This is a genomic window from Hydrogenophaga luteola, assembly GCF_042648585.1.
Classification (GTDB): domain Bacteria; phylum Pseudomonadota; class Gammaproteobacteria; order Burkholderiales; family Burkholderiaceae_C; genus Hydrogenophaga; species Hydrogenophaga luteola.
Genome location: NZ_JBHRXX010000009.1, coordinates 269,741 through 288,573 on the forward strand (window position 1 = coordinate 269,741; position 18,833 = coordinate 288,573).

An 18,833-nucleotide genomic window follows, 5' to 3' on the forward strand; every position below is an offset into this window, starting at 1 on the left:
CCGGCCCTCTAAAATCGCGCGCATGACCCGCAAATACTTCGGCACCGACGGCATTCGTGGCACCGTCGGTCAGGCTCCGATCACTCCCGATTTCGTTCTCAAGCTGGCCCACGCGGTGGGGCGTGTGCTCCGGCGCAGCGAAGAGCACCCGACGGTGCTGATCGGCAAGGACACCCGGATCTCGGGCTACATGCTCGAGTCGGCGCTGGAGTCGGGCTTCAACTCGGCGGGTGTCGACGTGCTGCTGCTGGGCCCGGTGCCCACGCCGGCGGTGGCCTACCTGACCCGCGCGCAGCGTGCGAGCCTGGGCGTGGTCATCTCCGCCAGCCACAACCCGTTTGGCGACAACGGCATCAAGTTCTTCAGCGCCCAGGGCAACAAGCTCTCGGACGAGTGGGAGCAGGCCGTCGAGGCCGAGCTGGAGAAGGACCCGGTCTGGGCCGATTCGCGCAACCTGGGCAAGGCCCGCCGCATGGACGATGCGGCCGGCCGCTACATCGAGTTCTGCAAGAGCACCTTTCCCAACGACCTGACGCTCAAGGGCCTGAAGATCGTGGTGGACGCCGCCCACGGTGCGGCGTACCAGATCGCACCCGCGGTGTTCCACGAGCTGGGCGCGGAGGTGGTGCGCATCGGCTGCGCGCCCGACGGCCTGAACATCAACCACGAGGTCGGTGCGACCCACCCGCAGGCGCTGGTAGCGGCGGTGCAGGCGACCGGCGCCGACTACGGCGTGGCGCTGGACGGCGACGCCGACCGGCTGCAGCTGGTGGACGCCAGCGGCCGCCTGTTCAATGGTGACGAACTGCTCTACCTGATCGCGGCTGACCGCATCGCGCGCGACATCGACGTGCCCGGCGTGGTGGGCACGCTGATGACCAACATGGCTGTCGAGGTCGCGTTCCGCAAGAAAGGCGTCAAGTTCGTGCGCGCCCGTGTGGGCGACCGTTACGTGCTCGAAGAGCTGGAGCGCCACGGCTGGATCCTGGGCGGCGAGGGTTCGGGCCATCTGCTGGTGCTGGACAAGCACACCACGGGCGATGGCCTGGTTTCGGCGCTGCAGGTGATGCAGGCCTGCGCCGGCAGCGGTCAGTCCATGGCGCAGTTGCTGGCCGATGTGACCCTGTTCCCGCAAACGCTGATCAATGTGCGGCTGCAGCCCGGCCATGAAGACTGGAAGAACAACGCGACGCTGGCCGAGGAGACGAAAGCGGTCGAGGCCGAACTGGGCGAGACGGGGCGTGTGCTGATCCGGGCCAGCGGCACCGAGCCGCTGCTGCGGGTGATGGTCGAGGCGCGCGACGCCGCACAGGCCAAGACCTGCGCCGAGCGGCTGGTGGCTGCGGTGAGGGCACTCTGATGGCGGCGGCGTTCTCTGTGCGGCAGGCCGACTACGGCCACCCTTCCGACGCGGCCGCCGTGGTGGCCTTGCTCGATGCCTACGCCAGCGACCCTGCGGGAGGCGGCGAGCCGCTGTCCGATTTCGTCAAGGCCAATCTGGCGCGCGAGCTGGCTGCGCGCCCGCAGGCCTACAGCGTGCTGGCCTTCGACGGCGAGCAGCCGGTGGGCCTGGTCAACTGCATCGAGGGGTTTTCTTCGTTCAAGTGCAAGCCGCTGGTGAACGTGCACGACGTGGCCGTGCTGGCCAGCCACCGCGGGCGCGGCATCGCCGAGGCCATGCTCGCCGAGGCCGAGCGCATCGCCGTGGAGCGTGGTGCGGTGAAGATGACACTGGAGGTGCTCTCGGGCAACGTGCCAGCGGTGAAGCTCTACCGGCGCATCGGCTACGAGGGCTACCAGCTGGACCCGGCGATGGGCACAGCGCAGTTCATGCAGAAGTGGCTGGGCGCCAGCTGAACACAGGCGAACGTGAGCAAAGTGATGCAGGCTTAGCGCACGGCGGGGTTTGTTTTCAAGGGGGTGAGCGATGATGAAAAGAAGATCGTTTTGCGGCTTGTTGTGCGTGTTGCCCAGTGCGGCCCTGTGGGCGCAGCCCTCGGTTTTCCGGTTTGACGGTGAGGACTACGCGCAGCAGTTTGTCGGTACACCATCCAATGGTGACCGGCTGGTCGAATTCGTGCGCCCCACGGAGAGCTTGAACAACTGGACCCGGCTGGTTGGCCTTCGATACCAGCAGATGCCCTTTCTGGGCAACGACCCTGTGGCGGCGGCCCTGCGGCTTGAACAGGTGGTCATGAAGGCCAATCCCCAGGCCCGCACGAGCGTGATGAGCAACGAAGCGAAGACCGATGCGACCATCGACTTTCTCACCTGGACAGACGGGCAGGACATCATGGAGTTCAACGTCTTTCGCTACGTGAAGAGTCCGGACGGTCGAGGTCTGGTGTCGCTGCAGGTGGCGCAGCGCTTTCATTCGGGCCAGCCCCAGGTGGCCGAGAAGCTGCGGGCAACCCGGGCGTCGTGGGTACGGCAGGTCGTTCAATACGACATGGGGTCGGTCAGCAAGGCGGTGTTGGCACCGCGCTGAGCAGGCTCCGGCTGCTGCACGCCACGGCGAAGCCCGCCTTCTCGCTCAATAAAGCATGAAGGGCTTGCGGGCTTCGGTCCAGGCTGCTTCGTCGGGCGCGGCGACCGCGTCCAGGTCGGCAGCCGTCGCGTTCATGTCGTCCACCCACTCGCGCAACGCCGGTCCGCCGTTGATCAGGTCGATGGCCAGGCGGTCGCGCTCGTATTCGTAGGGGAAGTCGCGCCAGAGCGGGTAGTCGAAGGCCTGTTCGCGCACGGCCTTGAAGGCCAGAGCCTGCAGGCGCCAGGGTTTGAACGCCGCGTGGTGATAGTGCTGCGGGTCTTCGACGTGGATCTGCACGCCCGCGCAAAGCTTGCCCACGTGCTTGTGGAAGGTCGGCTCGAACCAGCATTCGCGCAGCCGGCAGCCGTCCAGCCATTGCGGCGCGATGCGGCGCATGTCGGCCAGCAGGCGAGTGGTGTCGAGGTCGGGCGCGCCGAAGAGTTCGAGCGGACGTGTGGTGCCACGGCCTTCGCTGAGCGTCGTGCCTTCGAGCATCACGGTGCCGGCGTAGGCGCGCGCCATCCAGAGGTTGGCGGCGTTGGGGCTGGGGTTGACCCAGGTTCTCTCCAGCGGCCAGCCGAAACCTGGGCCCGCGTCGGGCCGCCAGCCGTCCATGCTGATGACGCGGTATTCCACATTGAGCTTGAGCAAGTCGATGAACCAGTGGCCGAGCTCGCCCATGGTCATGCCGTGGCGCATGGGCATCGGACCGGCGCCGACGAAGCTCTCCCAGCCTTCGCGCAGCAGCGTGCCTTCGACCGGGCGGCCGGCGGGGTTGGGACGGTCGAGCACCCAGACCGACTTGCCGTGTTTCGCCGCCGCTTCCAGCACGTAGCGCAGCGTGGTGATGAAGGTGTAGATGCGGCAACCCAGGTCCTGCAGGTCGACGAGCAGCACGTCGAACGTGTCCATCATCGCGTCGGTCGGCCGGCGCACCTCGCCGTAGAGGCTGAACACCGGAATACCCAGGCGCGGATCGGTGAAATCGGGCGACTCGACCATGTTGTCCTGCTTGTCCCCGCGCAGGCCGTGCTGCGGACCGAAAGCGGCCGTGAGCTTCACGTCGGGCAAGGCCGCCAGCGCGTCCAGCGAGTGGGTCAGATCCCGTGTGACCGATGCAGGATGGGCGAGCAGGGCGACGCGGCGGCCGGCCAGCGGGGCGCGCAGCGCGGGGTCTTCGAGGAAACGTTCGAGGCCGAATTTCATGCGGAGGGTGGGGCGGGTGCAGGCGGGGCTATGGCCGGGGCCGGACGGAGGGTCCAGCCGGCGCTGTGGTGGAAGTCGGGCCGGTCGGCGCGCGGGTGGTGCAGCGCCCAGTGGCTGATCTGGCCGTCGAGGGTTTCGATGACGGCGCTCAGGCCGATGACGGTCGGTCGTGCGGGCAGCTGCGTGCAAGGCAGCCAGGCCTGCAGCACCAGCGAATCGGCGGAACGTTCGGTTGTGATCGTCGGCCCCGCGGGCAGTGTCGTGTCACCGGGCATCCGCTGGCGCTCTCCGCTGAAGCGGTAGACCGCCCACTGCCCCGAGGGCGAGAGGTTGAACTCGTGGTAACCCGGGCCATCGCCGTCCTGCACGAAGGCCTCCAGGCAGGTGTGGCGCCAGAGTCCGTCGGCAGCGCCCACGGCGGGAGAAGGAATGGCCAGCGCCTCGATGTCGCCCTCCAGCCGGTAGCGCAGCAGCCAGCCCGGACCCTCGTCGGCGTCTACTGGGGCCAGAGACACCGAGATGCGCAGGCCCGCAGGCCCTTGTTCGCTGGGGTGGACCCGCAGGGGCAGCGTGGCGGCCGGCAGGCGGTCGGAAGGGCTGTGGGACATCAGGGCTTGTAGCACTGGCCGGCGGCGTCGACGTCCATGCGCAGCAGTTGCTTCTTACCGTTGAACACGCCGCCCGCGCTGTAGGTCAGGCAGCCTTCGCCGCGGTAGTGGGTGACGATGCGCTGGCCGTCGGCGCCGAAGTAGAAGGGTATCCAGTTCTTGCCGGTGGTGTGGTTGTAGAGCTGGTCGGGCTCGCCAATCAGCTTGTAGACCTGCTCCAGCTCCATGCCGATCTTCACCTTGGCGAAGCGGCTCTCGGGCGTGGGCGTGCCGCTGATTTCGCCGTCGAAGCTGTTGTCGTAGGAGCGCACGACCCGCACGTTGCCGCCGCCGGCGGCATCTGCTTTGGGGGCGGGCTGCTCCAGCGAGATGCTTGAACATCCCATCAGCACGAGGGTCGCAGCGCCCAGGGTCAGGGCCAGCCGTGAAGAGGACATGGGAACTCCTTGATGCGTGGTCGGTGCGGCATCGCGGAGCCCCGTGTGGGGACGACCGCGTCGCTGCGGCCGATTGTAGTGAGCGGGGTCAGCGCGACGGGGTGGCGCCGACCGGTTCCAGGCCGCGCGGGCCGCGGTTGAGGAATGCCACCAGCGACAGCATCACCGGCACTTCCACCAGCACGCCCACCACGGTGGCCAGTGCCGCGCCCGAGTGCAGGCCGAAGAGGGAAATGGCCACCGCGACCGCCAGCTCGAAGAAGTTGGAGGTGCCGATCAGGCAGGCCGGCGCGGCGATCCCGTGCGGCAGTTTCAGCCAGCGCGCGCCCAGGTAACCGATGGCAAAGATGCCGTAGGTCTGTATCAGCAGTGGAATCGCGATCAGGCCGATCACCGCCGGCTGGGCCACGATGGTTTCGGCCTGGAAACCGAACAGCAGCACCACGGTGGCGATCAGCCCGACCACCGACCAGGGTTTGAGCGCCTTCACGAAAGCGCCCACGGCCGCCTCGCCACCGCGCGCCACCCAAGCGCGCCGCGTCAGCACGCCGGCCACCAGCGGCAGCACCACGTACAGCACCGTGGACAGCAGCAGGGTCTGCCAGGGCACGGTGAGGTCGGTCACGCCCAGCAGGAAGGCGGCGATGGGCGCGAAGGCGACCACCATGATGAGGTCGTTCACCGACACCTGCACCAGGGTGTAGTTGGGGTCGCCTTTCGTGAGCTGGCTCCAGACGAACACCATGGCGGTGCAGGGCGCCACGCCCAGCAGGATCATGCCGGCGATGTACTCGCTGGCCGACTGCGGATCGACCCAGCCCGCAAACAGGTAGCGGAAGAACAGCACGCCCAGCGCCGCCATGGTGAAGGGCTTGACCAGCCAGTTGATGACCACGGTGAGCACCAGGCCCTGCGGCTTCTTGCCGACGTCGCGCACGGCGGCGAAGTCGATCTGGATCATCATCGGGTAGATCATCACCCAGATCAGCACGGCGACGATCAGGTTGACGTGGGCCACTTCGACGGCGGCGATGGCGGCGAAGGTGGCGGGTGTGAGCAGGCCCAGGCCGACCCCGGCGAGGATGCCCAGGCCGACCCATACGGTGAGGTAGCGTTCGAACAGTCCCATGGGGCGACGGTATCAGACGGTGGCCGGCTGTTCCCGTCCGATGTTCTGCACCTCCTGCGTCAGCGCCAGGCGGCTGAGCTTGTCGATGGGCAGGCACAGGAAGAGGGAGATGCGGCGCGAGAGCACACTGAAGGCGTCGTTGAATGCGCGGTGCATCTTCTCCTCGTCGCCGGCCACGGCGGCCGGATCGGCCACGCCCCAGTGGGCCGAGATCGGCTGGCCGGGCCAGACCGGGCACACCTCGGCGGCGGCCTGGTCGCAGACGGTGAACACGAAGTCCATCACCGGCGCGCCGGGCGCGGCGAATTCGTCCCAGCTTTTGCTGCGCAGCTCGCCGATGCGGAAGTGGTTGCGCTCCAGTAGTTCGATGGCGCGTGGGTTCACCGTGCCCACCGCATGGCTGCCGGCACTGAAGCCGCGGAAGCGCCCGGCCGACTGCGCGTTGAGGATGGCCTCGGCCATGATGCTGCGCGCCGAGTTGCCGGTGCACAGAAAGAGCACGTTGTAGACCTTGGATGCGTTCATGGTGGTGTCCTTTGCAGGGATTGGAGGGTGTTCAGGTGGTTGGGGCCGTTTGGCCGGGAAGGGCCAGGCGCGTGGGCAGCGCCAGCGTGACCAGCCAGCAGGCCAGCAGCATCAGGGCCGAGCCCACCAGCGCGTAGAGCAGGCCACCCCACTGATAGAGCAGGCCCGACATCAGCGTGCCGAAGAAGCGGCCCAGTGCGTTGGCGGCGTAGTAGAAGCCCACGTCCTCGGCCGCTTTCTCGCTGCCGGCATAGGCCAGGATCAGGTATGAGTGCACCGAGGAGTTGACGGCAAAGGCGAAGCCAAACAGCCCCAAGCCGCCAACCACCCACCACTGCAGGTGAGGAGCGTCCATCAGCACGGCGGCCGCGATGCCGACCGGAATCAGCGCCAGCGCCAGCGACCAGCCACGTGCGGCAGGTACCTCGCTGCTCAGGCCGTCGGCACTGCGTTTGACCAGATTGGGCGCCAGCGCCTGCACCAGGCCGTAGCCAATGGTCCAGGCCGCCAGAAAGCCGCCCACCATGGTGAAGTTCCAGCCCTGCGAATAGAGGAACACCGGCACGCCGACCACAAACCAAACGTCCCGCGCGCCGAACAGCGCCACGCGTGCGGCGGCCAAGTAGTTGATGCCCTGGTTCTTGGCGAACAGCTCCTTGGCCGATTTGGAGGCCTTGGCCTTGCCCATCATCGGTGGCACTGACAGCACCACGCCTGCGAGCACCAGCACCAGCAGGCCGGCCATGGCCCACAGCGAGTGCTGGAAGCCCAGCGCCTGCAGCAGCACGCCGCCCAGGAAGAAGCCGAAGCCCTTCATGGCGTTCTTGCTGCCGGTGAACCAGGCCACCCACTTGAAGAGCTGGTTGTTGCCGCCGTCCTCGGCCTTGGCCTGCGCCTGCGTGACCTTGATCGCCGACTTGCTGGCGGTCTTGGTCAGGTCCTTGGCCACGCCGCAGATGCCCTGCGCGACCACCACCCAGGCCACCGACATGGCCGCCGTCCAGGCCGGGTTGAGCAGCGAGAGCAGGGTGAAGCCGGTGATCTGCGTGGCCAGGCCCACGGTCAGCATGCGCTGGATGCCATAGCGCGTGGCCAGCAAGCCGCCGATCAGGTTGGCCAGCACACCGGCCGCCTCGTACAGCAGGAACAGAAAGGCCAGCGTGAACGGCGAATAGCCCAGCTTGTAGAAGTGCAGCAGCACCAGCATGCGCAGCGCGCCGTCGGTGAGCGTGAAGCCCCAGTAGGCGGCGGTGACGATGGCGTAGTTGCGGGTCGCGGTGTTCATCGGAGCGCGTTCAGATGCCGACGGCTTCCAGATGGCAGGCCAGGTCCACCATGCGGGTCGCGTAGCCCATCTCGTTGTCGTACCAGGCGTAGACCTTGAGCAGGGTGCCGTCGGTCACCATGGTCGAGAGACCGTCGACGATGGAGCTGCGCGTGTCGCGCGCGTAATCGGCGCTCACCAGCGGGCGGCTCTCGTAGCCCAGGATGCCGGCCAGCGGGCCCTTGGCGGCGGCGTCGAACAGGGCGTTCACTTCCTCGGCCGTGGTGGCGCGGTTCAGTTCAAACACGCAGTCGGTCAGCGAGGCGTTGAGCGCCGGCACGCGCACCGCGTGGCCGTTGAGCTTGCCCTTGAGCTCGGGGTAGATCAGCGCGATGGCGGTGGCGCTGCCGGTGGTCGTGGGAGCGAGGTTCACCATGGCGCTGCGGGCGCGGCGCAGGTCCTTGTGCGGCGCGTCCACCACCAGGTTGGTGTTGGTCGGGTTGTGCAGCGTGGTGATCTGGCCGTGGCGGATGCCGATGGCTTCGTGCACCACCTTCACGACCGGCGCCAGGCAGTTGGTGGTGCAACTGGCGGCGGTGACGATGCGGTCGCGCGCCGGGTTGTAGAGGTGCTCGTTGACACCGACCACGATGTTCAGCACATCGCCCACCTTGACGGGCGCGGCCACGATCACGCGCTTGGCGCCGCGGTCCAGGTGGCCCTGCAGGGTCTCGGGCGTGAGGAACTTGCCGGTGCATTCCAGCACCACGTCCACGCCCAGGTCGCCCCAGGGGATCTCGGCCGCGGTGGCGTGTTCGCTGAACGACAGGCGGCGGTCGTCGATGCGGATGGCGTCGCTGCCCTCGGCCGCGATGTCGGCCCGCCACTTGCCCTGCACGGTATCAAAGGCCAGCAGGTGGGCGGTGGCCGCGGCGCCCCCTTTGATTTCGTTGAGATGCACCACCTCCAGGCGGTTGTCCTTGCGGGGGTCGATGGCCTCGCGCTCGATGGCACCGAAGGCCGCGCGCAGGGCCAGGCGGCCCATGCGGCCCATTCCGTTGATACCGACTTTCATGTTGTGTCTCTGCTTCAGATATTTCAATAAAACTCGAATTGTTCCGGCGGTCTGTGACGGATCGATGAAAACACCGGCCCGGTCATGCGGCGGTCGCGCCGGGCAGTGCGGGCAGCACCACGACCGGCGAGAAGCCGCCGCCCTCGGTGCGGAAGTTGGTGGTCTGGCCGGACCAGGTGCGTGCGGCCAGCAGCTGCACCTGGCCGCGGTAGGTGTAGGCGCGCAGGTCCAGCTTGAGCCGCACGGTCTGGCCGTCCACCGACACCAGCCGCTCGCTGGGCGGCACGGTGGTCTGGGCGACGTAGTCGCCGGCCAGGATCTCTTCCCACACGCGCCGGGTGAGCTTGTCGCCGCGGTAGGCGGCGCGGGCGCCGAAGCCGGCCGCGGGTTTGAAGAACAGCGCACGCCGTTGCCCCCAGAGGGCGTCGGCGTGTTCGGCCGTGACGCGCTGCGTGGCAGGCACGACCCGATGCAACAGGGCGCGGTCTGCTGCGTCCACGCCCCAGCTTTCGAGCAGTGCCGCATCGGACAGGGCGATCAGGTTGCGCTTGTCGGCGTACAGCGCGTGGGTGCGGGGGTGCGGCGTGACCACGGCGGCGCCCGCTCGGTAGGCTTGCTGCAGCGCCTCGTGTCCGCTGTCCTGCAGGTAGAAGTCGGTCAGGCGGTTGTAGACCAGGTCCACCGGCATGCCCGCGGGCAGGGCGGGGTGCCAGAGCGCCCCGTCGCGCCATTGCAGTTCGCGCGGATCGGCCACCAGCGCGGTGAGGCCGTGGGCGGCGAACAGGGCGAGCGCCATTTGGAACTCGGGCGCCAGGTACTGGGTCTCGGGCGAGTCGTCCACGATCAGGATGTTGCGCAGCGGGGCGTCGCCGCGCTGCGACCGCCATTCGGCGCGGAACATGGCGACGAAGACCTGGTCCAGTTGCCGCAGGGTGTCCTGCGGGTCGAACACCTGCTGGAACGACTCGCAGCAGGCGCGGTGCGCGCGTGCCAGGGCGGCGTTGAGCAAGGCGCCGCCGGCGTTGCTGTTGATCTCGATCAGGCGCGGCCCGTCGTCGGCCAGGTGGAAGTCGTAGCCCATGAAGACACCGGCGGGACCTTGGTCGACGCGGGCGATGGGTGGGGCGCGGTCCAGCGCATGCTGCTGCCAGGCGGGCAGGGCGATCACGCGTTCCAGCGCAGCCACGGCGTCGGCAATCTGTGCCATCACGCCCGCGTCGAGGAACACGGCCGAGCGCGAGAACAGGTGCGGGTGGCTCTCGGCCAGCCGCGCGGTCAGGCCGGCCAACGCGGGCTCGGTCTCCAGCTGCTCCCGCAGGCGCGGGGTGTCCAGCGTCTGGCAGGCGCAGCCGAGGTTCAGTGCGTCAGCGAGGTTCATGCCGGATCTCCGCAGTCGGTGCAGGTCGAGGGTGCTACCTCGCAGGGCTGCCCGCCACAGCAGTGTTCGGTGAGGTAGCCGAGCAGGGTGTTCATGCGGTCGAAGTGGGCGCGGTAGATCAGGTGGCGGCCCTGCGGCTCGGCGCTCACCAGGTCGGCGTGCACCAGTTCCTTGAGGTGGAACGAGAGCGAGCTCGGCGCCACGCCCAGGCGCTCGGCGATGGCGCTGGGCGTCATGCCGGCCGGGCCAGCCACCACCAGTTCGCGGAAGGCGCGCAGGCGCACGACTTGGGACAGGGCGGTGAGGGCGCTGAGGGCCTGCTGCTCGGCAGGTGTGATTGTTTTCATATTTCAATGATAGTTGAAATATTGAGTCAATGAAAAACCAAGGATTGAGATGTCCCAAATCAGTGATGCCGTGGAACCGGCTTCGCCGGGCCGCTGGCATCGCCCCCTGGGGGGTGACGCCGCAGGCGGCGCGGGGGGGTCAATAGACCGTCGGAACCATCATGTCGCGAGGCACTGCCTGGCGCTTGTAGTCCTCGTGCCGCTCGCGCTGCGGCAGCACGATGGCCGGGCGCTCGATCTCGTGGTAGGGCATCTGGCCCAGCAGATGGTGGATGCAGTTCAGACGCGCCTTCTTCTTGTCGTCGGCCTGCACCACCCACCACGGGGACTCGGGGATGTGCGTGCGCTCCAGCATCACCTCCTTGGCCTTGGTGTAGAGCTCCCAGCGTCGGCGAGACTCGAGGTCCATGGGGCTGAGCTTCCACTGTTTGAGCGGGTCGTGGATGCGGCCCATGAAGCGCAGGTGCTGCTCTTCGTCGGAGATCGAGAACCAGTACTTGATGAGCTGGATGCCGTTGCGCACCAGCATCTTCTCGAACTCGGGCACGTCCCGGAAGAAGGCCTCGTACTGCTCGTCGCTGCAGAAGCCCATGACCTTCTCAACCCCGGCGCGGTTGTACCAGCTGCGGTCGAACAGCACGATCTCGCCGCCGGCCGGCAGGTGCGTCACGTAGCGCTGGAAGTACCACTGCGTGCGCTCGCGGTCGTTGGGCGCGGGCAGCGCGACCACGCGGCAGACCCGCGGGTTCAGCCGCTGGGTGATGCGCTTGATCACGCCGCCCTTGCCGGCGGCGTCGCGGCCCTCGAAGATGATCACGACCCGGTGCCCGGTCGCGACCACCCAGTCCTGCAGCTTGACCAGCTCACCCTGCAGCCGGAACAGCTCGCGGAAGTAGCTGATGCGGCTGGAGGCGCTGGCGCCGGGGCGCCGTGCATCCTCACCCAGCCGGTCCTCCATCTCCAGCTCGAACTCCTCGTCCATCGAGTCGAGCAGGTCCTCGCGCAGCTGCGCGATCTGCTGATCGGGGTGCACGGTGGTGTCCATCTCAGCTGCCGATGACGCCGCCGTCGTTCTTGGTGATGACGATGGTGGCCGAGCGCGGACGCTGGCCGGCACCGTAGCCGGCGTTGGCGGGCCACTGGCTGGTGTACTTCGACGGATCGGTCACGTCGGCCATCTTGGTGCCTTCACCCGGGTGCTGGATGTTGATGAAGATCGCACGGCCGTCGGCGGTCTCGCACCAGCCGGTGATTTCGCAATCCTTGGGGCCGACGAGGAAGCGCGCCAGCGTGGACGGCGTCGGGGTCTTGCCCACGTAGGTGGTGACTTCCTTGTCGCCGTGCTTGATGGTGCGGGCACCGCCGTCGCCCTGCTTGCCGGGGATCGCGGCCAGCATCATGCAGTTGGTCTTGTCGGTGTAGGCGCCGTCGTCGGTCTGGATCCAGCAGATGCCGGTGGCCCGGCTGAACACCAGGCCATCGGGCGCGGACATGTCGTTTTCGTCGGTCAGGCTGGACAGGTTGACGGTGGCCTTGTCAGCATCGGCTTCCGAACCGAACACATAGATGTCCCACTTGAACGTCATACCGGCGGGCGAGGCGTCGGCCAGGCGGGCGATGTGGCCGTGCACGTTGCCCTTCTGCTCCTTGCTGCCCTTCATGTCGGTGTAGACGCGCGGGTTGGCTGCGTCGGCCGTGGCCACGGTGCGGGCGCTGTTGTTGGTCAGCGTGAAGTAGACCTCGCCGGTGCGCGGGTGCACGCCGTTCCATTCCGGGCGGTCCATCTTGGTGGCGCCCACGGCGTCGGCGGCCAGGCGGGTGAAGATGGCCACGTCGGCGTTGCTCTTGAACTCGAAGTAGGAGCTGTTGGCGATCTGCGGGTTGTTCATCGAGAGCTCCAGCCATTGGCCGGTGCCGTCGCCCTTGAAGCGGGCCGCAAACAGGGTGCCCTTGTCCAGGTACTTGTCACCGGCGGCCAGGCGGTTGGCCGGCTCGGCGTCCTTCGGGTCCCACTTGGCCTCGGAGACGAACTTGTAGATGTATTCGCCACGGGCGTCGTCGCCCATGTAGGCCACGATGGGCTGGCCGGCCACCGGCTTGGCAAAGGCCACACTCTCGTGGGCGAAGCGGCCCAGGCCGGTGCGTTTGCGCATCGGGGCGGCGGTGTCGTAGGCGTCCACCTCGACCACATAGCCGAAGGTGTTCATCTCATTGCGGTAGTCGTCCTTGGCCGAGGCGCCGATGGCGCTGTTGTTCCAGCGCGCGAAGCGGTCGTCGCTGCCACCGCTCTCCCAGCCGTGGCGGCTGGCGGCACCGGCGTTGCGGCCGTAGCGCTTGAGCGCCTGCACCTGCTTGTCCTTCTTGCGCGCGTCATCGTCCTTGGCGTCGCGGAAGAAGTAGCCGAACCAGTTTTCTTCACCGCTGACGAAGGTGCCCCAGGGCGTCTTGCCGGTGCCGCAGTTGTTGAGGGTACCGCGGCAGGCGGTGGCGTCGGGGCTGTACTTGGTGACCAGGTGCTCGCTGCCACGGGCCGGGCCGTGCACAACGGCCGGGGTCATGGTGGTGATGCGGCGGTTGAACGGCGAGGCGGCCTTGTAGGCCCAGCGCTTGCCGTCGGTCTGCACCTCGACGAAGGACAGGCCATGGATGGCCAGCTCCTTGTCGATCTCGGCGGCCGGGCGGGGCAGGGTGGCGGTGCCGCCGTTGGCGTGGATGAAGAAGGAGGCCAGCTTCTCGTCGGTGGTGGCTTCGTGGTTGATGCCCAGGATGCCGCGGCTGTTGTAGCTGGCCGAAGGTTTGCCCTGCGCGTCCAGGCCGAACCACTCCATGCCGTCGTGGTGGTCGCCGGCGCGCTGCTCGAACTGGGTGTCGGTGCCGTCGTTCTTGAACGGCGCGACACCGGCGGCCAGCGGGTCGCCCAGGGCGTAGATCACCTGGGCGGTGTAGCCCTCGGGCACGATCACCTTGTCGGCCAGGCTCTTGGGCACGGCCTTGAAGCCCAGGCGGTCCAGCTGGGTCGCGTCGCCGCTGCCCATGGTGGTGGCGCAGCCGGTGACGGAAACGGCACCCACGGCGGCACCCGCCAGCCCCGCGCCGCGGAACAGGCTGCGGCGACTCAGGCGGGTTTCCAGGATCTCTTCGAAGGCCGGGTTGCTGGTGGTGTTCGACGCTTCGTTGTTGAAGTGCGATTCGGTTTTGTGGCTCATGTCGGTTCCGCGTGGGTTGATGGAAAACGCGTGGAGTCTGTGCGGTGGTCGTGAAAGTTTGATGACGGTTCGAAGGCAGTTTGCTGAGGCGTTCCCTGCGTCAAAAAAGTTTCATCGGGATGCCACGGGAAGGACATGGCGGGGCCGGAGCATCGTGGCCATGAGCAACCGATCCATCCACCCAGCGTCCGTTGTGGACGCCATCCTCACCCAGGAGCCCACCATGCGAGAACTGCCCACCCCGACGCTGGACCTGTCGCCGCTGCCCGACTTCCGGAGGTCACTTCACCACCGCACGGACGCGCCCGCTGCGGTGGTGGTCCCCGGTGCGGTGGTCCAGGCACCGGCCGGCATCGACGTCGGCTGGGCGCGGCACCTGGACGAGGTTCGTGAGGCGCAGCGCCTGAGGTACGAGGTGTTTGCCGGCGAGATGGGGGCCATTCTCTCCAATGCCGTGCCAGGCCACGACGTTGATCTTTTCGACGACTACTGCGAGCACCTGCTGGTGCGCGACGGCGCCACGCGCAAGGTGATCGGCACCTACCGCGTGCTGACCCCCCAGCAGGCCAAGCGCGCTGGCAGCACCTACAGCGACACCGAGTTCGATCTGGTGCGCCTGCGCCCGCTGCGCGAGAGCATGGTGGAGCTGGGCCGCAGCTGCGTGCACCGCGACCACCGCCAGGGTGGCGTGATCATGGCCCTGTGGGGCGCGCTCGCAGCCTTCATGCAGCGCAACCGGCTGGACACCATGATCGGCTGCGCCAGCATTCCCATGCAGTACGAAGGCCCGCACGGCATGATCGGCGGCGGCCACGCGGCGGCGAGCATCTGGCGCCAGGTCAAGGACAAGCACATGGCCCCGATCGACTGCCACGTGCGACCCCGGCTGCCGCTGCCGGTGGAGCGGCTGGACAGCTCCCTGGAGGTCGACCCTCCGGCGCTGATCAAGGGCTATCTGCGCCTGGGTGCCAAGGTCATGGGCCCGCCGGCCTGGGACCCTGATTTCAACGCCGCCGACCTGCCGATGATCATGCGCATCGCCGAGATGCCGGCGCGGTACCGGCGCCACTTCGGAGTCTGAAATGGCTCCCCCCCGCGCCGCCTTCGGCGTCACCCCCCCAGGGGGGCGGAGCCTGTGGCCCGGCGGAGCCGGTTCCACGGCTCCACTGGAAGAAGCCTCTGCTCCGGTTGCGTCTTCGCTTCGGGCGGTGTTCATTTCTGACATTCATCTGGGCACGCCCGGTTGTCAGGCTGACGCGCTGCTCGACTTTCTCAAGCACCACCCCAGCGACACGCTGTACCTGGTCGGTGACATCGTCGATGGCTGGCAGATGCGGCGGCGCTGGTTCTGGCCGCAGTCGCACAACGACGTGGTGCAGAAGCTGCTGCGCCGCGCTCGCAAGGGCTGCCGCGTGGTGTTCGTGCCGGGCAACCACGACGAGTTCGCGCGCCAGTTCGACGGCATGCACTTCGGCGGCATCGAGGTGGCCAACGAGGCGGTGCACACGACCGCCGACGGCCGCAACCTCTGGGTGATCCACGGTGACCACTTCGACGGCGTGATCCAGTGCGCCAAGTGGCTGGCCCATGTGGGCGACTGGGCCTACGGTGTCACGCTCGAACTCAACCGACACTTCAACCGCATCCGCCACAAGCTGGGCATGCCCTACTGGTCGCTCTCGCAGTACCTCAAGCACAAGGTCAAGCGCGCGGTCAGCCATGTGAACGACTTTGAGCGCGCCGTGGCGGCCGAGGCGCGCGAGCGCGGCTACCACGGCGTGGTTTGCGGCCATATCCACCGCCCCGAGATGCGCACGATCGACGGCACGCTCTACGCCAACGACGGCGACTGGGTGGAGAGCCTCTCGGCCCTGGTCGAGCACCAGGACGGCCGGCTGGAACTGGTGCACTGGCACCCGATGGGGCACGGCGGCCTGACCCTGCCGCTGAAGGAGCCCCAGGCGGTCCCGGGGGTTCTGGCGCCCGCATGAAGATCCTGCTGGTGACCGACGCCTGGCAGCCCCAGGTCAACGGCGTGGTCACCACGCTGGTGGAGCTGGTCCGCCACCTGCAGGGCGCCGGGCACGAGCTGACGGTGATCCACCCGGGCCAGTTCCGCACGCGGCCGTGTCCCGGTTACGCGGGTATCGACCTCGCGCTGTTCCCGGGTGCGCGGCTGCGCCGGCTGATGGACGAGGCCCAGCCCGACGCCATCCACATCGCCACCGAAGGCCCGCTGGGCTGGGCCGCGCGGCGCTACTGCCTGCGCCGCGGCTGGCCGTTCACCACCGCCTTCCACACGCGCTTTCCCGAGATGCTGCAACTCGCGCTGGGCGTGCCGTCGTCCTGGGGCTATGCGCTGTTGCGGCGCTTCCACCGGCCCAGCCGCGGCGTCATGGTGCCCACCGCCGGCGTGCGCCGCCTGCTGGAGCAACGGGGCTTCTGCCAGCTGCGCGACTGGACCCATGGGGTGGACACCCAGCTGTTCGCCTTCCACGCCGAGCCGCGCGAATGCCAAGGGCTGGGCCATCTGGCGCGGCCGGTGAGCCTGTTCGTCGGTCGCCTCTCGCACGAAAAGAACATCCAGGCCTTCCTGGACCTGGACGTCCCGGGCAGCAAGGTGGTGTGTGGCGTGGGGCCACTGGAGCAGGCCCTGCGCGACCGCTACCCCGGCGTGCACTGGGTGGGCCTGCTGGCGCGGCGCGAGCTGGCCGAGGTGTATGCCGCGGCCGACGTGTTCGTGTTCCCCAGCCTGCACGAAACCTTCGGCCTGGTGATGCTCGAAGCCATGGCCACCGGCTTGCCGGTGGCGGCCTACCCGGTGGACGGCCCGCTGGAGGTGATCGGCGAGTCCCCCGCAGGTGCGATGCACACCGATCTGCGCGAGGCCTGGTCGCAGGCGCTGCGCGTGCGCCGCCACCAGGCCCGCCAGCGCGCGCTGGACTTCGGGTGGGGGCGGGTGGCCGAGCTGTTCCTTTCCCACCTGGTGCGTCTGCCTGCGCCGCGCCGCGCCGTTCTGTCACACAAACGTCATCGGCTGGTCGAATAATCGTCACCGATGAACCCGCCCACCCCCAGCCTGACCTTTCTCGACCGGGACCACAGCATCCTGGCCTTCAACGAGCGCGTGCTGGACTGGGCGCGGCGCGAACAGGTGCCGCTGCTGGAGCGGCTGCGCTACCTGTGCATCGTTTCCAGCAACCTCGACGAATTCTTCGAGGTGCGCATGGCGCCGCATCTGGCCGCCTTCAATGCCAACGAGCCGCGCGGCGCGCAGACCGTGGACGGCTATGTGCGCCTGAGCGCCCAGCTGCACGAGCTGGTGGCGCAGCAGTACGCGATCTACAACGACGAGCTGCTACCGCTGTTGCAGAAGCAGGGCATCGAGCTGGTCTCGCACGGCGAGCGCGACGCGGCCCAGCGACGCTGGGTCAAGGCGTATTTCGAGCGCGAGGTGCAGCCGCTGCTGATGCCGGTGGGCCTCGACCCGGCTCACCCGTTCCCGCAGGTGGCCAACAAGTCGCTCAACTTCATCGTGCGCCTCAAGGGGCGCGACGCCTTCGGCCGCGAAAACGAGGTCGCCATCGTCAAGGTGCCGCGTGTGCTGCCGCGGTATGTGCGCCTGCCCGGACCCAAAGGCTCCAAGAAGACGGTCTTCGTCTCCATCTCCAGCCTGATCCGCTCCCACCTGGATGACCTGTTCCCGGGGCGGCAGGTGACGGAGTTCTCGCAGTTCCGCGTCACGCGGCACTCCGATCTGGCTGTCGACGAAGAGGAGGTGAAGAACCTGCGCACCGCCCTGCGCGTCGGCCTGCAGCACCGCCACTACGGCGAGGCGCTGCGGCTGGAGGTCTCGGCCGGCTGTTCCGAGTTCCTGTCCAGCTTCCTGCTGGAGCAGTTCGCCCTGCCGCCGCAGGCGCTGTTCCGAGTGCCCGGGCCTGTGAATCTGGTGCGCCTGAACCAGCTGATCGACCAGGTCGACCAGCCCGCGCTTCGCTTCGAGCAGCACACACCGGGCTGGCCGGTCCAGTTGGTGCCAGGCCAGTCCTTCTTCGAGCGCATGCAGCAGGGCGATGTGCTGATCCACCAGCCCTACGAGAGCTTCGACGCGGTGCTGGCCTTCCTGCGCGAGGCGGTCAACGACCCCGATGTGCTGGCGATCAAACAGACCATCTACCGCACCGGCAGCAAGGCCGAGATGATCGAGCTGCTGCGCGAGGCGGTGCGGCGCGGCAAGGAAGTGACCGCGGTGGTCGAGCTCAAGGCGCGCTTCGACGAAGAGGCCAACATCAACTACGCCGAGCGGCTGGAGTCGGTCGGTGCCCAGGTGGTGTATGGCGTGGTCGGCCTCAAGACGCACGCCAAGATGCTGCTGGTCACGCGCCGCGAGGGCGGGGTGTTGCGCCGCTACGGCCACCTCTCCACCGGCAACTACAACCCCGGCACGGCGCGCCTGTACACCGACCTGAGCTACCTGACCGCCGACAAGTCGCTCACTGCGGACATGGAGCAGGTGTTCCTGCACCTCGCCAGCCAGAGCCGGCTGCCGCGCCTGAAGACAGCCCTGATCGCGCCCTTCCACCTGCACAAGGCGATGCTTGAGCGGGTTGAGCGGGCAGGGGTGGCGGCCCAGTCCGGGAAAGATGCGCGCATCATCCTCAAAATGAACGCCTTGACCGACGAACCCATGGCGCGCGCGCTGGCGATGGCCTCGCAGCGCGGTGCCTCGATCGACCTGATCGTGCGCGGCGCCTGCATCCTGCCGGCGCAGGTGCCCGGCGTGACCGACCGCGTGCGCGTGCGCTCGGTGATCGGCCGTCTGCTGGAGCATTCGCGGGTGTTCTATTTCCGCCTCGGCGACGAAGAGGAGCTCTGGCTCTCCAGCGCCGACTGGATGAACCGCAACATGCTGAGGCGGGTCGAGCTGGCCTGGCCGGTGACCGACCCGGCGCTGCGCCAGCGCGTCAAGGACGAATGCCTGTCGGCCTATCTGCACGACACGCGCGATGCCTGGCTGCTGCAGCCGGACGGTTACTACCGCCGGGCCAGCGACAGCGTCGAAGGCCCGGGCCTGTCCGCCCAGGCGGCGCTGATGGCCCGCTACGGACACCGTTCCCAGGAGTGACCA

General features: G+C 68.0%; 18 protein-coding genes. 7 read left to right on the top strand and 11 right to left on the bottom strand.

Annotated elements, in window-relative coordinates; genetic code table 11:
• Positions 1-22: 22 nt before the first annotated feature.
• The 3 genes from glmM to ACFOPI_RS20090 all read left to right on the top strand — a co-directional run bounded on the left by glmM (position 23) and on the right by ACFOPI_RS20090 (position 2,488).
• Positions 23-1,360, top strand: a complete 1,338-nt coding sequence (gene glmM / locus ACFOPI_RS20080; RefSeq protein WP_382177889.1) for a phosphoglucosamine mutase — start codon at positions 23-25, stop codon at positions 1,358-1,360.
• A complete protein-coding gene (locus ACFOPI_RS20085; RefSeq protein WP_382177892.1) occupies positions 1,360-1,857 on the top strand; it encodes a GNAT family N-acetyltransferase in 498 nt (165 codons plus the stop codon). Before glmM ends, ACFOPI_RS20085 begins: the two co-directional genes overlap by 1 nt.
• Positions 1,858-2,095: 238 nt before the next feature.
• Positions 2,096-2,488: a hypothetical protein gene (locus tag ACFOPI_RS20090; protein WP_382177895.1), complete on the top strand. Its 393-nt coding sequence runs from the start codon at positions 2,096-2,098 to the stop codon at positions 2,486-2,488.
• 45 nt (positions 2,489-2,533) lie between these two features.
• On the opposite strand, the gene ACFOPI_RS20095 is transcribed toward ACFOPI_RS20090, so the two are convergent.
• The 11 genes from ACFOPI_RS20095 to ACFOPI_RS20145 form a co-directional block, all read right to left on the bottom strand.
• Entirely contained in the window at positions 2,534-3,736 is a 1,203-nt protein-coding gene (locus ACFOPI_RS20095; RefSeq protein WP_382177898.1) for an exo-beta-N-acetylmuramidase NamZ family protein, read from the bottom strand.
• Entirely contained in the window at positions 3,733-4,344 is a 612-nt protein-coding gene (locus ACFOPI_RS20100; RefSeq protein ID WP_382177901.1) for a DOMON-like domain-containing protein, read from the bottom strand. Before ACFOPI_RS20100 ends, ACFOPI_RS20095 begins: the two co-directional genes overlap by 4 nt.
• Positions 4,344-4,781: a hypothetical protein gene (locus ACFOPI_RS20105; RefSeq protein WP_382177903.1), complete on the bottom strand. Its 438-nt coding sequence runs from the start codon at positions 4,779-4,781 to the stop codon at positions 4,344-4,346. The genes ACFOPI_RS20100 and ACFOPI_RS20105 overlap by 1 nt, the downstream gene beginning before the upstream one ends.
• 88 nt (positions 4,782-4,869) lie before the next feature.
• Positions 4,870-5,910, bottom strand: a complete 1,041-nt coding sequence (gene arsB / locus ACFOPI_RS20110) for an ACR3 family arsenite efflux transporter (RefSeq protein ID WP_382177906.1) — start codon at positions 5,908-5,910, stop codon at positions 4,870-4,872.
• A gap of 12 nt (positions 5,911-5,922) precedes the next feature.
• Positions 5,923-6,435, bottom strand: coding sequence for an arsenate reductase ArsC (locus tag ACFOPI_RS20115; protein ID WP_382177909.1), 513 nt, complete (start codon positions 6,433-6,435; stop codon positions 5,923-5,925).
• Between the two features lie 31 nt (positions 6,436-6,466).
• On the bottom strand, positions 6,467-7,720 hold the full coding sequence (arsJ, locus tag ACFOPI_RS20120; protein WP_382177912.1) for an organoarsenical effux MFS transporter ArsJ: 1,254 nt from the start codon (positions 7,718-7,720) through the stop codon (positions 6,467-6,469).
• 10 nt (positions 7,721-7,730) lie between these two features.
• Positions 7,731-8,774, bottom strand: a complete 1,044-nt coding sequence (locus ACFOPI_RS20125) for an ArsJ-associated glyceraldehyde-3-phosphate dehydrogenase (RefSeq protein ID WP_382177915.1) — start codon at positions 8,772-8,774, stop codon at positions 7,731-7,733.
• A gap of 82 nt (positions 8,775-8,856) precedes the next feature.
• Positions 8,857-10,152 (bottom strand): hypothetical protein, encoded by a 1,296-nt coding sequence (locus ACFOPI_RS20130; protein WP_382177918.1) that lies wholly within the window; start codon positions 10,150-10,152, stop codon positions 8,857-8,859.
• Positions 10,149-10,499, bottom strand: coding sequence for an ArsR/SmtB family transcription factor (locus ACFOPI_RS20135; RefSeq protein ID WP_382177921.1), 351 nt, complete (start codon positions 10,497-10,499; stop codon positions 10,149-10,151). Before ACFOPI_RS20135 ends, ACFOPI_RS20130 begins: the two co-directional genes overlap by 4 nt.
• Positions 10,500-10,638: 139 nt before the next feature.
• Positions 10,639-11,544, bottom strand: a complete 906-nt coding sequence (gene ppk2 / locus ACFOPI_RS20140) for a polyphosphate kinase 2 (protein ID WP_382177924.1) — start codon at positions 11,542-11,544, stop codon at positions 10,639-10,641.
• A gap of 1 nt (position 11,545) precedes the next feature.
• Positions 11,546-13,705, bottom strand: a complete 2,160-nt coding sequence (locus ACFOPI_RS20145; protein WP_382177927.1) for a PhoX family protein — start codon at positions 13,703-13,705, stop codon at positions 11,546-11,548.
• 223 nt (positions 13,706-13,928) lie between these two features.
• Between ACFOPI_RS20145 and ACFOPI_RS20150 the strand changes: the two genes are divergently transcribed.
• Genes ACFOPI_RS20150 through ppk1 form a run of 4 tightly spaced genes read left to right on the top strand, consistent with a single transcriptional unit; the run spans position 13,929 to position 18,830 of the window.
• Positions 13,929-14,786 carry a GNAT family N-acetyltransferase gene (locus tag ACFOPI_RS20150; RefSeq protein ID WP_382178760.1) on the top strand — a complete coding sequence of 286 codons (858 nt, stop codon included), beginning with the start codon at positions 13,929-13,931 and terminating at the stop codon, positions 14,784-14,786.
• Between the two features lies 1 nt (position 14,787).
• A complete protein-coding gene (locus ACFOPI_RS20155) occupies positions 14,788-15,696 on the top strand; it encodes a UDP-2,3-diacylglucosamine diphosphatase (RefSeq protein ID WP_382177930.1) in 909 nt (302 codons plus the stop codon).
• Entirely contained in the window at positions 15,693-16,754 is a 1,062-nt protein-coding gene (locus ACFOPI_RS20160; RefSeq protein WP_382177933.1) for a glycosyltransferase family 4 protein, read from the top strand. Before ACFOPI_RS20155 ends, ACFOPI_RS20160 begins: the two co-directional genes overlap by 4 nt.
• 9 nt (positions 16,755-16,763) lie before the next feature.
• Positions 16,764-18,830, top strand: coding sequence for a polyphosphate kinase 1 (gene ppk1, locus ACFOPI_RS20165; protein ID WP_382177936.1), 2,067 nt, complete (start codon positions 16,764-16,766; stop codon positions 18,828-18,830).
• The last annotated feature ends 3 nt before the right edge of the window (positions 18,831-18,833 follow it).